The organism is Nocardia beijingensis NBRC 16342, assembly GCF_001612785.1.
Lineage (GTDB): Bacteria > Actinomycetota > Actinomycetes > Mycobacteriales > Mycobacteriaceae > Nocardia > Nocardia beijingensis.
Genome location: NZ_BDBC01000037.1, coordinates 1 through 12513, shown reverse-complemented (window position 1 = coordinate 12513; position 12513 = coordinate 1). Strand labels below are relative to the sequence as shown.

Sequence of the window (12513 nt, the reverse complement as noted above, 5' to 3'; positions counted from 1 at the left end):
CCGGATGCGCGATCGACTACGACGACCGACGCAGCCGATCACGATCTCCTACGCGGATGCGCGTAGGCAGCGGCGCGCCGCAGCCGACTCAGCCTCGCGCATCGGCCGCCGCTCGCTGTCGAATGCCTGCCCATTCGCAGAAGTGGTTGAGGTGTCGACAAGCGCGACCGCCGACTACATCGCCTGGCTGCGCGCGGGCAATGAGCGCTGAGCGGGTTTCGTGGCCCCGCACGCGCCGCTGGGCCGGAAGGGTTCGACGAGTTGGGCGAGGTAGCCGCTCGGATAGTGCGGTTTGGCGGCCATGCCGAGATCGTCGCTGGTGAAGCGGCGGTCCGGGTCGTAGGAGTACGTGCGCAACAGGTGATCCCAGATCAAAGTGAACAGTCCGAAGTTGACGTCGCCGATGCCCGCCCATTTCAAGTGGTGGAACCGGTGTGCCTGGTTGAGCGCGAGCACGGTACGCAGCGGGCCTACGCGGTAGTCGACGTTCGAGTGTTGCAGCAGCAGTTGCACCGCCACAGTGAAGGCGAGGGCGGCGGCCACCGTGGTAGGCAGTCCGAGCAGCACGAGCGGGGTGACACCGGCGACCGTCTCCAAGGTCTGGTGCAGCGGGTGTTTCATGAGGCCGTTGAAGCCGTAGGCGCGTTCGACGCTGTGGTGCACGGCGTGCAACCGCCACAGCGCGGGGATCTTGTGGCTGGCCAAGTGGGTCAGCGTGATGCCGAGGTCGGCGACCAGGACGGCGGCCAGCACTTGGATCGCGAAGGGCCACCGGTGGGGCCAGACATCGGCGGCGGGAATCAGCGCGGCCATCAGCGGCAGCGCCGCCACGCCGCCGAGCGTGAGCAGTTCGTTGACCACGGCGTGCGCGGTGTCGCGGGGGCCGTCGTCGTGGGCGCGGTTCCAGTCGTCGTGGTAGGGCAGGATCCGTTCGGCGGCGAACGATACGGCGATCGCGAGCACCAGCAGCGGCAGCAGCCACACTTTGCCGGCACCGGAGGCGATGACGGCGAGGGCGGCGCCGTTGACGGCCAAGAGCATGAACGGCACGTAGCCGTAGCGAACCAGGGTATGCATGCCGTTCAGCGTGGGTTCCGCGAGCCCGTGACGCTTGAACAGATCCGCTACGACCGCACCAGCGTGACGGCACCGGCGAGTTCGGAGGGCGTGAGGCCGAACATCTCGCGGCAGACTCGGGTGAGATGTGCGCTGTCGGCGAAGCCGGCGGCATGCGCCGCGTCGGTCAGCGTGCCGCCGCGCCGGGCGTGGTCCATCGCCTGTCGCAGGCGCGCCCACCGCAGGTACGGCGGGAACGCCAACCCGAGTTCGGCGCGGAACAGATGACCGAGACGGCTCGCCGACAATCCGACCGCGGCGGCGAGCTGGGCCAAACGCAGTGGGCCGCTCAGCAGGTCCGGCAGCAGTTCGAGCGCGTCGCGCAGCGCCGGGTGCCGGGCCGCGCCGGTAGGAGCGGCAGCACCGATCAAGGCCGTCAGCGCACCGTGCGCCAGTTGCTCCTGGTCCCGCTCACCGCCGTCGAGATCCAGTAACGGAAGCGCGGCTCGTGACCACGCGGCGACCGAGTCGACGGCGCTTCCGGTGTGCTGAACACACGCGGTCAGCGCGCGCCCCAGTGCCGATTGCGCATCGGCGAATATCAGCAATCCGGTCGCCGTGCCGCTGGTTTCGTGCGGAATGCCGGGAGGAATCAGCGCCGCTCGCCCTGCCCAGCAGCCGCCGGTGTCGTCGCGCAGACCGACCGAACCGCTGGTACTGAAGATCAATTGCGCCGCGGCGTGATGATGGCGGTGCGCGCTCCCGATCCGGCCGGAATACAGCAGTCTGCCCGGATACAGCGTCGCGGTGCCCTGCCACATGGCGCCTCCCGGTCCCCGCCCGCTACGACTCGGCCGCGGCGGCCTCGATCGCCTGCTTCATCTCCGCGATGCCGTATTCGGTACGAATGCGGACTTCCGGCGCGGCCGACTCCGGCAATACGTCAGTGATCCAGATCAGCCTGCCGCGCTCCCCCTCGGCACGAACCTCGAACGAAGCGTGGTGGTATTCCAGCGCGGGCCGGGCGCCTTCGAGGACCGAGTACGCCAAGCGGCGAGCCTCGTCATCGATGGAAACGATCAGTTCGCGGATGACGTGCCCGTCCGGAAAGGTCAGCCGGCGCTCCGCGCCGTCCAGGCGGGTATCGACCACCCGCCCGGGGAGCAGGCGTCGATGCACGGCGCCGACATCACGCACGACATCCCAGATGTGGCTGGGCGAAGCGCCGATCACGATCTCATGGCGAATCGCCGTCATGGGGCCGACGTTATCACCGCCACAGATCGCCGCAAGGCAACTCCGGCAGCTCGACGTGGACGTCGTCGTCGATCGTGACGATCAGCTCCGGATGGCTGTGCGCCAAGTCGGCGGCCACGCTTCTGGCCTGTTCCGCGCATGCCCGGTAGTCCAGGACCAACGCGCCGGATTCGATATGAATGTGTCGGATGCGCTGCGGATTCGTCATGTCGGCCGCTGTTCGTTCGGCACGCTCCGCGCCACCCCCGGACATCGATCGCCAGGCGGTCGAGCCATGCGGCGAACCGGGCGTCCTATGGCTCACGTTGCGGAACTCCTCATAACTTAGGATGGGTGGCGCCGTTCGATTTCCCTCCGACCGGCCACCGACCGGCCCATACCGGGAGGTCTCACCCATCTCGTCAATCTACTCCAAAGAATGTCGAGTAACTTACCAGCTATCGCCGATGCACTCCAGAGGGAGCGCATCGGCGTCAGGCGACTCAGCGCGGCGGCTGACTCATGTCTCGATTCATGGTCGGGATCTCGATGCTGATCGGCATCCGCAATTCCGCCAGATACAGCAGCGCCGCCCTGCGGAGGAATTCGTCGAACAGCCAGTAGGCGTCGGGCGCGAGCGGCACCACGGGCAGCAGCCCTTCCCGCACGGCGATGAACGGCCCCCAGCTCAACCGCAGCAGCGGGTCCCAGACCGGCTCCCTGGCGATGGCCAGCCCGTCGGCGATGCGGTCGCCGAGCAGGAAGCGGGTGAAGGAGCCGAGCACCGGTTTGGTGAGGACGGTGAAGTCGAGGTTGGCCCCGAGACGCAGCAGGCGGTCGGCCAGTTTGGCGCCCTCCGGCGTCGGCGCCAGGATCGGATCGAGCACCTGCGCGGCCTGCGAGTTCGCCTCTGCCCAGGAGTTGGGAATGTACTCGTCGCGAATCCCGAGCATGTGCGCGCCCACCTGCCAGGAATGCAGGAACGCCTCCGACTCGGCGGGGGGAATCGGCACCTGCCACGCGGTCAGATGCTTCATGACGGTGGTCGGCAAGCTGTGCCAGGTGACCATCATGTCGTTCTGACTGATCGGAATGTCCTCCTCGGCGGAGGACACCCAGTGCGGGGACTGCGGCAGCAGGTGACGAACGGCGGCATGAACCAGCCGGGTCTTCACGCAGGTCACGACCATCTCGCCGTCGGGGCCGTAAGCATTCGCGGTGCCGATGTCGTAACCGAGTTTGGCGGTCTTCAAGATGCGGTCCTTCAGGTCGTGACCGCCTTTGGAGTAGTAGACCGCGCGCGCCTCCTTGGGAATGACCGTGCTCATCATGCCGCTGGCCAGCCCGTAGAGCACGCCGAGATACAGTCCGCGCTTCTTGTTGAAATCGACGGCGGTGGCGAGCTTGCCGCGATCCGCCCATGGCGGAAGCTGACGTGCGTACTCCATGAAGTCGCGCAGATCCGCCGGCAATCCGTCCGGCAGGGGCTGGCCGTTCGCGGTCCAGGTGCGCAACAACTCGTTGACCCTCGGCACCTCCCCTCGATCGATCACGGAGGCGACCAACTGATCCGCCTCCGGGTCCCAGACGGTGAGCGGATCGGCTCCTTCGCCGTAGCCCGCCACCGAACCCTGCGGCGACCACGTCCACGGCTCCGCGCGTGCCGGGGTCACCATGGCCAGGGCACCGAACGCGCCGAGCACCCCGCCGGCTTTCAACGCGTCGCGCCTGCTGAATCCATCCATGTCTGCGCCACTCCTCATTGAGCCGAGCGCCGCCGTGATGATGCGACGAAGGAACGGCGACACTCGTTCATCGCCGTCGCAGCGATAAGAACAGTCATTAACTTAGCAAGCGCGGGCGTCGGTTGTCCCGACTTTTCCGCAACTTCCCGGTACCGATCGCGCCACGGCCGACATCTGCCCTGCTCGCACAGTTCTTGCTACATGATCAGCATCTTCGCTGTAGTCGGACATAGGTCCAGCAAGCCGGGCTCCGGGCTGGAGCCCGACCAGGCGACAGGAACGCTGCACCCACTTTCCGGTCTTTCGGAACTAATCTCTAGTCACTTATCAGCGGCAGTGCCGTCTTCCCGCCGCGATCGGGGCCCCGGCACAACGAAACGGGCCGGGCGGTTGTACCGCCCGGCCCGTGTTCGGTCGCGGTCAGCGACCGCTGTGGCTGTGCTGTCCGCCACGCACCTTCGCTTCATTGGGCTGCGCTTCGGCGCCCTTACGTCCGGCCTCGCTCGGATCCGCGGAGTTGCGGTCGCCGAAGCTGCCGGTGCTGGCCCGGCCGCCGCGACGCGCCTGCTCCTCGGTGTCGGAACGGTTGCCGAACTGGCCCGGGTTGTTCTGGTCTGCCATCACTTGCTCCTTTCGGTAGCGGATGAAACCGACTGTGGCTCTTCGCGCCACGTCTTGGCGCTACCCGGCTCCCAGCCTTCGAATCGGCCTCGGCGCTTCTTCACACGATCGAAAAGAACTGTCCGGTCGACGCTTACGCGAACACCCGTCGCCGCTCCTGTTCCCGAGCAGCGCGCAACCACCCTGCGCCGCGATCACGAGCGGCGTGCGTCGAGCTTGTCGATGTCGCCGAGAACCTTCTCGTGCCAACTGATCTCGGCTTGGATCCGCATGGTGGCGTGTTCCACGATGAGGTCGTCGGCGATGTTCTGATCGGGCCAGCGGCGGTCGAGCTGATGCTCGATCCGGGAGCGTCGCGCCCGCAGCGCGGCGAGGCGGTCCTCGAGGTATCCGCGCAGCAGTTCGCGGTCGAGGTCGTCGCTGACCGCCAGCGCGAGATCAACGGGGTCGGGCCGGATGTCGACTTCGGTGAAGGCTTCGTCGCGCAGCGCGCGCAGCTCCCTGCGCCCTTCGGCGGTGATCTCGTAGACGGTGCGCGCGGGAAGCGCGCCGTCCTGCTCGGTGCGCAGCGGCCGGATCAATCCCTCGTCCGCCATCCGGTGCAGGGCGCCGTAGAGAGACCCGGGTTTGACCCGTGACCACAGGTCGGCACGGTCGAGGCGAGCATCGCGGCGCAGCTGATGGCCGTGCATCGGGCCGCGTTTGGCGAGAGCGGCGAGGACGAACAACCTGGTCTCGTTCACCGATCCAGTCTGACACGACTACTCGTATTTGAGTACCCTGCCGAGTATGGCTGTTCGACCGATCCTCATCGCGGGCGATCCGCGGCTGACCACGCCCGCGGTCCCCGTCACCGTTTTCGACGACGACCTCGCCGCCTTCGTCGACGACCTGTTCGACACCAACACCGCAGCCAACGGGGCGGGCTTGGCCGCGAACCAAGTAGGAGACCCACGAGCGGTGTTCGTCTACGACCTCGTCGACGCGGGCCGACGGCACCGCGGGCACGTGATCAATCCGGTCCTGCGGACATCCCCGATCCCGGAGACGATGCCGGACCCCGACGACGACTTGGAGGGATGCCTGTCGGTACCAGGTGAGTGGTACCCCACCGGGCGAGCGCACCGGGCCGAGGTCACCGGCGTCGACGTGACCGGTCGCCGCGTCACCGTCGAGGCCACCGGCTATCTCGCCCGCTGCCTTCAGCACGAAACCGATCATCTCGGCGGGCTGCTCTATCTCGAACGCCTCATCGGACGAAACAGGCGAGCCGCCCGCCGCATGATCAAGGACCGGCAATGGACCCGCCCGGGTCGCAGCTGGCTGCCCGGCACGGACACGCCGTGATCCGCCGTTCGCGCCTCGCACCGGCTCAGCGACCCACCCCGCGTATCCACCGCGACCATCCGGGTATCCGGCGCCAGGACTTGTCTCCACCACCGCATCGGCGGATGATCTGAGCAGAGTCACCCCTGCCTCGGATCGTCGTCGCCGGGTCGGGTTCGGATCGCCCAATCGCTCAGCCAAGGACATCACGATGATCACCAAAGCCACGCAAGCGATCGCCGCAACCGCTCTCACGCTGACCATCGGGGCCCTCTTCGCCCCGGCGGCCTCGGCCGCACCGGCGTCACCTGCACCGACGACGAACGCCCTCGGGTCGGTCGCGGTCTGCCTCAACGTTCCGCTGGGTCCGGTCAGTATCAGCTTCTGTGTCTGAGGTCGCCACACGCGGGACCGGCATCCGCGCGCCGGTCCCGAGAAAGCCGAACAGCCACGGTTCGACAACCGGCCGCTACGGTCCGGCGGCCTACCGTGTCCGCCTGGCGTCGGTGCACGTCCCGGCCCACGTACGGCACGGGGACGTCACGATCCGCGCCGTCAACCGCGCAGCGCGCGGTCCAGCAACGCCCATGCCTGCCGGGCGGTCTCCTTCTTCGACTGCGCGTCGGTCTTCGACAGCACTGCCGCCAGCATCGCCAACGCCAGCACCACGTCGGCGGTGGTGATGTCGGCGCTGATCGTGCCGCGCTGGCGCGGATCCTCCAGCTTCTCCCCGATGAGGGTGATCAGCCGTCGCGCCACCTCGAACAGGCGCATGTCGTCGGTGTTGGTGGGATGGATCATCGCGATGAACGCCGCCGAGGTGGTGATCTGCTCGACCATGATCGCCAGCAGATCGTCGACGGTGACCGCGGGATCGGCCGCCAGCGCCTCGATGCCATCGATGTTCTCCTCGAACACCGCCAGCGCGATGCTCTCACGCGTGGGGAAGTGCCGGTAGAGCACGCCCTGCCCCACTCCGGCGGCCCGCGCGATGGAGCTGAACGGCGCGTCGAACCCGCTGTCGGCGAAGACCTCTCGCGCCGCTTGGACCAAGGCCGCTCGATTGCCGGCCGCCGCCTTCGGCCCCCTGTTCCCACGGCGTGGCGAGGTCATTGGGGCAAGGTTACCGGACTGTCGCCGACCGGCCCGCAGCGCGCCGCTCAGCCTGGAACCACCACGTCGTGCGTGCTCGTGCCCCCGTTCGGGCACCACACCGACACCCGGTGCGGGCCAGGGGCGACGTTGTCGACGACCGGTCCCGGTTCCTGCCCACCGCTGGCGGGACCGCGGGCTACTGTGGCGGCGAAACCGCTTGCCGCTCGGCCAGTTCGGCGAGCCGGTCGAGGGAGGCCGACAGTTTGTCCGCGGTGGTCGCGCGGGCGCGGACCTGACGCTTCTCGTCGGTGAGCGACGTCCAGTCGTAGGTGTGGGTGACGCGGGTGCGGCCCTCGCCCACCGGTTCCAGCTCCCAGCGCCAGAGGTGGCCCGGCGGCTGGTTTCCCGGTTCCGACGGACGCCACGCGATGCGGCTGCCCTCGCTGAACTCCACCACGTGGTTGTCGCGCACGGCCCCGTTGGTCAGGGTGGTGCTGAACACCGCTCCGGCTTCCCGCACCCGCTGCCCCGCCGCGGCCTCGGCCAAGTTGTCGTTGCCGTCCCAGCGCGGCTGCTCGGCGGGGTCGGCGATGAGTTCGAAGATCTCCGCCTGACCCGCGTTGATCTCACGGCTGGCGCTGACGATACGGGGAACCTCGTTCTGGTCGGTCACGTGCCGATCGAAGCATCCGGGTCGAGAACCGGGCAAGCCTTCTGCTCGAGGTCTGCGCTAATTCCCCGGCGGCGATTCGACGACCGATCCGCGCCAGGGCATCCCGATCGGTGCGGTATGACTGATCCGACCCGATATCCGATCGACGAAGGGACGCGCTCATGGGCGAGCGAGTTGCAGTAGTGTCCGGCGCCGCACGAGGGATCGGTGCGGCGATCGCCAAGCGTTTGGCGGCGGACGGGCTTCGGGTCGGGGTGCTCGACCTCGACGCGGCCGCCTGCGCCGACACGGTCGGCGCGATCACCGAGGCGGGCGGCCGGGCCGTCGCGCTCGGCGCCGACGTGTCGGACGAGGAGTCGGTCGCCGCCGCCGTCGCACAGCTGGAGGGCGAACTGGGCGCGCCGACCGTCGTGGTCAACAACGCGGGGATCCTGCGCGACAACCTGCTGTTCAAGATGAGCGTCGCCGACTGGGACGCGGTGCTGAACGTGCACCTGCGCGGCGCCTTCCTGCTCACCCGCGCGGTGCAGAAGCACATGGTCGAGCAGAAGTGGGGACGGATCGTCAACATGTCCAGCACCTCGGCGCTGGGCAATCGGGGCCAGGTGAACTACTCGGCGGCGAAGGCCGGCCTGCAGGGCTTCACCAAAACGCTGGCGTTCGAGCTGGGCAAGTTCGGCGTCACGGCCAACGCCATCGCGCCCGGATTCATCGTCACCGACATGACCGCCGCCACCGCCGAGCGCGTCGGCGTCTCCTTCGAGGATTTCCAGAAGGCCGCCGCCGCGCAGATTCCCGTGCAGCGCGTCGGCACGCCCGAGGACATCGCGCACACCGCCTCGTTCCTGGTGAGCGAGGGCGCCGGTTTCGTTTCCGGCCAGGTGATCTACGTGGCGGGCGGTCCGACCAACTGACGACCGGCCCCCGCCCGCCGTGCCGGGGCGGGCGGGGGCGGTAACGTCGCAGCACATGAACCGGCGTGGGGCTCGTCGCGGCGTGACGAGCTATGTTCTCTTGCTGCCGAGCCTGATCGGCGTCGGCGCGTTCCTGGTGTTGCCGATTCTGGTGGTGGCCTGGCTCAGCCTGCACAGCTGGAACCTGTTGGGACCGATGGAGTTCGTCGGGCTGCGCAACTGGCGGTCCGTGCTCGGCGACGCCGCGTTCGGCCACGCCATGCTCGTGACGCTGGCGTTGACCGCGATCGTGGTGCCCGCGCAGACGGCGCTGGGTTTCGCGGTCGCGGCGTTGCTGGCCCGGCGGCGCGGCGCGACGAGTCTGCGGGTCATGTACGCGCTGCCGTGGATGTGCGCGCCGGTGGCGGTCGGCGTGGTGTGGCAGTGGATGTTCGCTCCCACCGGCGGCGCCGTCAACGCCGCGCTCGGCAGGCGCGTCGAATGGCTGTCGGACCCGGCGCTGGCGCTGCCGTCGGTGGCCGCGGTGAGCGTGTGGGCGAACTTCGGATACGTGGCGCTGTTCTTCGTGGCCGGAATCCGGGCGATCCCGGGCGAGATCCTCGACGCCGGAGCGCTGGACGGCGCCACCGGATGGCGCCGGATCCGCTGGCTGATCCTGCCGCTGCTGCGGCCGACCATGTTCTTCGTGCTGGTCACCGGCGTGCTGACCGCGTTCCAGACCTTCGACACCGTGTACGCGCTGACCAGAGGCGGACCGGGCGACCGCACCGATGTGCTCGCGATGCGGATCTTCACCGAGGCGTTCGACGCGGCGCGTCCCGGCCGCGCCGCCGTCATGGCGCTGGTGGTGTTCGCGGTGATGTTCGCGATCACCGTGGCGCAGCACCGCTACTTCCGGGATCGGACCACGTATGAGATCTGATCGGCTGCGTTCGGCGGCGGCCTACGCGGTGCTCTCGGCCGGAGCGCTGCTGACCGTGGCGCCCCTGCTGCTCAGCGCGCTCACCGCCGTGAAGACACCAGGGCAGTTCGCCACCGGATCGCCGCTGGCCCTTCCGCATCCGGCCACCGCCGACAATTTCCGGACCGTGCTCGACTACGGGTTCGGGCGTGCGGTGCTGGTGACCGCGCTGATGACGGTGTTCGTCACCGGCGGCCAATTGGTCACCTCGGTGCTGGCGGCGTATGCCTTCGCCCGCACCGAGTTCCCCGGCCGCGATGCGCTGTTCTGGATGTATCTGGGCACCATGATGGTGCCGCCGATGGTGACCCTCATCCCGCTGTACCTGATGTTCGCGCGGCTGGAGCTGCTGAACACGTTCTGGGCGCTGGTGCTGCCGTTCGTGTTCGGCTCGCCCTACGCGATCTTCCTGTTGCGCCAGTACTTTCGCGCGATTCCGCAGGAGCTGATCGGCGCGGCGCGCTTGGACGGCGCGAACACCCTCGACATCATCGTGCACGTCATGGTGCCGATGAGCAGGCCGGTGCTGGCGACCTTGACGCTCATCACGATCGTCTCGCAGTGGAACAACTTCATGTGGCCGCTGGTCGCGAGCAGCGGCCGCTCGTGGCAGGTGCTGACGGTGGCGACGGCGAATCTGCAGACCCGCTACAACGCGCAGTGGACCCTGGTGATGGCGGCCACGACGCTGGCCATCGCGCCGCTGGTGGTGCTGTTCGTGATCTGCCAGCGGCCGGTGCTGCGCTCGATCGCGTGGACGGGCGTGAAATGAGGACCTCGACCCGCGTGGTGCTCGCCCTCGCCCTCGCCGCGGCGCTCCTGGTCGCGGCGGCCCTGTGGCTCGGGCGCGACGGCGACGGGTCCGGCCGCACCGTGGTGGGCTTGCGGATCTGGGACGAGAGCCTCGTGCCCGCCTACCGTGCCTCGCTCGCGGAGTTCGAACAGGCGAATCCGGACGTGACGGTGCGGATCACGGTGGTGCCGTGGTCGTCCTACCAGCAGAAGTTGCGCCTGGACGTGGCCGGTGGCACCGCCGACGATCTGTTCTGGACCAATCTCTACGAGGACTACGCCGACGCGGGCCGGTTGCTCGACATCGGGGCGGCGCTGGGTCCCGATGCCGCGAGAGCGTGGGATCCCTCGGCGGTCGCGCAGTACACCCGTGCCGGGAAGCTGTGGGCCGTACCGCAATTCGTCGATGCCGGGACCGCGGTGTACTACAACCGCGAGTTGCTCGCCGCCGCGCGCATCGATCCCACCGAGCTGAGCGCGGCGCGGTGGAGTCCGAGTGGCGAGGACACCCTGCGCCCGCTGCTGCGCAGGCTGGCGGCGGTCGCGCCGTGGGCATACAACGCCGGTCACGACTTCCAGTCCATCGAGCTGCCGTATCTGGGCTCGAACGGAGCACGCTTCCAGGACGACGACGGTCGCTTCGTCTTCGACAGCCCGCAGGGCGTCGCCGCGTTCGACTATGTGGTGCGGTTGATCGCCGATGGGCTCGCACCGTCGCCCGCGGACACCAACACCAACCCCGACTTCGCGAAAAACGCGTTCTTACAGGGCAAACTTGCGCTGTTGCAGTCCGGGACGTTCAGTCTCGCGCAGATCACAGCACAGGCCCGCTTCGAATGGGGCGTCGCGCTGCTGCCCGCGGGCCCGGCGGGGCGGGTGAGCACGAACAACGCGATCGGCGTCGCGGCGAACGCGGCCACCCGTCATCCGGAGGCGGTGCGCCGGGTGCTGGCCTGGCTCGGCAGTGGCGCGGGCAATCGCCATCTGGCCGAGGGCGGAGCCGCCATCCCCGCGGTCGTCTCCGAACAGCAGCGCTATCGCGATCACTGGGCGGGGAAGGGGGTGGACGTCTCTCCGTTCTTCGACGTGCTGCGCGGTCCGCGAATCTCCTCCGGTGGCGGTCCCGGCTTCTCGGCCGCGCTGCGCGCCGTCGACCCGATCCTCGCCGAGATGTATCTCGGCCGGATTCCGGTGCCGGAGGGGCTGTCGCGCGCCCGCGCCGCGGCCGAGGCCGCCGTCGCGGAGCACTGAGTGAGCGCTCACGCGCCGGCCGCGGCGCGTGAGCGTGGGAAGGCGACGCGGCGAACCGCACCGAAGCGGCTTCGACTCAGCGGTCGCACGAAACGTCTTGGACCCGGTCACGTCGATCCACGGGCTTGCCGGGCGTCGACGGCTCAGTTGTCGTACGACGCGACGCCGACCGGTCCGACGCCGACGCACAGGTCCAGACCGGGGGTATCGGCGGAGATGCGCAGTGCCGACCCACTACCTACGAGTCGCACGAACACGGTGTTCAGCCCCTTCCGGACCGGCGCCGACACCGCTTCACCGTGTTCCATAGCGACGCTCACCCGCCCGTCCCGGCTTGCCACATAGTTCAGTTGCGCGGTCCACTTGTTCGCGAGCATGGGACCGTCGAGGCGCAGCAGCGTCGATCGGGCTCCGTCGACGCGGTACCCGCAGCCCGGCTCGGGTCCGGAGAGGATGGCCCGGTTCCACCAGACGGCGGCGTCGACGATGGCACCGTCGTCGGTGATCATGCGCAAGTGTGGTGTCGAGACCGCGAATGTGCCGGGGGCGGCTACGGGCGCAAGCACGCTGCTGGTCAGATTCTGGGGATAGGCCATCGGGTTCAACACGTTCCACGGCACTTCCTGCTCGAGCAGGGGCACGCCGTCCCACGCGCGCAGCGCCGACCGCACGGTCGTGATGTACGTTTCGGACGGGCCGACCCGCCACGATCGCACGAACGTCCAGGTGGACCAGAGACTGCTCACGACGAACACCGCCGTCACCCCGACCGCGAGCGGCCGGACCGGAAGCGCCATCCGCCGGCCGCGGGACGGCCGGGGACGAGCCCGCAGCATGAGCGCG

At 68.7% G+C, this 12513-nt stretch carries 15 protein-coding genes and 1 pseudogene; 6 read left to right on the top strand and 10 right to left on the bottom strand.

All coding sequences use genetic code 11. From position 1 onward, the window contains the following. Positions 1–174: 174 nt before the first annotated feature. From NB3_RS21300 to NB3_RS21270, 7 genes are all read right to left on the bottom strand, one after another. Positions 175–1077, bottom strand: coding sequence for a sterol desaturase family protein (locus tag NB3_RS21300; RefSeq protein ID WP_067806267.1), 903 nt, complete (start codon positions 1075–1077; stop codon positions 175–177). Between the two features lie 47 nt (positions 1078–1124). Continuing rightward, complete coding sequence (locus NB3_RS21295) at positions 1125–1877, bottom strand: helix-turn-helix transcriptional regulator (protein ID WP_067806265.1); 753 nt, start codon at positions 1875–1877, stop codon at positions 1125–1127. A 22-nt stretch (positions 1878–1899) separates the two neighbouring features. Beyond that, complete coding sequence (locus NB3_RS21290) at positions 1900–2313, bottom strand: SRPBCC family protein (protein WP_067806263.1); 414 nt, start codon at positions 2311–2313, stop codon at positions 1900–1902. A 13-nt stretch (positions 2314–2326) separates the two neighbouring features. Beyond that, positions 2327–2521 carry a hypothetical protein gene (locus tag NB3_RS21285; RefSeq protein ID WP_067806260.1) on the bottom strand — a complete coding sequence of 65 codons (195 nt, stop codon included), beginning with the start codon at positions 2519–2521 and terminating at the stop codon, positions 2327–2329. Positions 2522–2795: 274 nt separating this feature from the next. Continuing rightward, positions 2796–4037 carry an oxygenase MpaB family protein gene (locus tag NB3_RS21280; RefSeq protein ID WP_067806257.1) on the bottom strand — a complete coding sequence of 414 codons (1242 nt, stop codon included), beginning with the start codon at positions 4035–4037 and terminating at the stop codon, positions 2796–2798. A gap of 420 nt (positions 4038–4457) precedes the next feature. After that, positions 4458–4658: a hypothetical protein gene (locus NB3_RS21275; RefSeq protein ID WP_067806253.1), complete on the bottom strand. Its 201-nt coding sequence runs from the start codon at positions 4656–4658 to the stop codon at positions 4458–4460. Positions 4659–4852: 194 nt separating this feature from the next. After that, positions 4853–5401 (bottom strand): PadR family transcriptional regulator, encoded by a 549-nt coding sequence (locus NB3_RS21270; RefSeq protein WP_067806251.1) that lies wholly within the window; start codon positions 5399–5401, stop codon positions 4853–4855. A gap of 46 nt (positions 5402–5447) precedes the next feature. Between NB3_RS21270 and NB3_RS21265 the strand changes: the two genes are divergently transcribed. Together NB3_RS21265 and NB3_RS21260 are read left to right on the top strand one after the other, a co-directional pair. Next, positions 5448–6005: a peptide deformylase gene (locus NB3_RS21265; protein WP_067806248.1), complete on the top strand. Its 558-nt coding sequence runs from the start codon at positions 5448–5450 to the stop codon at positions 6003–6005. Between the two features lie 190 nt (positions 6006–6195). Beyond that, positions 6196–6378, top strand: a complete 183-nt coding sequence (locus NB3_RS21260; protein ID WP_067806245.1) for a hypothetical protein — start codon at positions 6196–6198, stop codon at positions 6376–6378. A gap of 161 nt (positions 6379–6539) precedes the next feature. On the opposite strand, the gene NB3_RS21255 is transcribed toward NB3_RS21260, so the two are convergent. Further along, entirely contained in the window at positions 6540–7097 is a 558-nt protein-coding gene (locus NB3_RS21255) for a TetR/AcrR family transcriptional regulator (protein WP_067806243.1), read from the bottom strand. Between the two features lie 178 nt (positions 7098–7275). After that, on the bottom strand, positions 7276–7752 hold the full coding sequence (locus NB3_RS21250; protein WP_067806242.1) for an SRPBCC family protein: 477 nt from the start codon (positions 7750–7752) through the stop codon (positions 7276–7278). A 161-nt stretch (positions 7753–7913) separates the two neighbouring features. Here NB3_RS21250 and fabG point away from each other — a divergent pair, with 161 nt between their 5' ends. From fabG to NB3_RS21230, 4 genes are read left to right on the top strand one after another with little or no spacing between them, the layout of a single operon-like run. Then, positions 7914–8666, top strand: coding sequence for a 3-oxoacyl-ACP reductase FabG (fabG, locus tag NB3_RS21245; RefSeq protein ID WP_067806240.1), 753 nt, complete (start codon positions 7914–7916; stop codon positions 8664–8666). Positions 8667–8721: 55 nt separating this feature from the next. Then, entirely contained in the window at positions 8722–9588 is an 867-nt protein-coding gene (locus tag NB3_RS21240; RefSeq protein WP_067806236.1) for a carbohydrate ABC transporter permease, read from the top strand. Further along, positions 9578–10399 carry a carbohydrate ABC transporter permease gene (locus tag NB3_RS21235; RefSeq protein ID WP_067806234.1) on the top strand — a complete coding sequence of 274 codons (822 nt, stop codon included), beginning with the start codon at positions 9578–9580 and terminating at the stop codon, positions 10397–10399. The genes NB3_RS21240 and NB3_RS21235 overlap by 11 nt, the downstream gene beginning before the upstream one ends. Further along, the gene (locus tag NB3_RS21230; protein ID WP_067806231.1) at positions 10396–11670 is read left to right on the top strand and encodes an ABC transporter substrate-binding protein; all 1275 of its coding nucleotides are present in this window, start codon (positions 10396–10398) and stop codon (positions 11668–11670) included. Before NB3_RS21235 ends, NB3_RS21230 begins: the two co-directional genes overlap by 4 nt. Positions 11671–11813: 143 nt before the next feature. Here the strand turns inward: NB3_RS21230 and NB3_RS21225 are convergent. After that, positions 11814–12513 (bottom strand): annotated as a pseudogene (locus NB3_RS21225) (hypothetical protein); the annotation flags it as partial.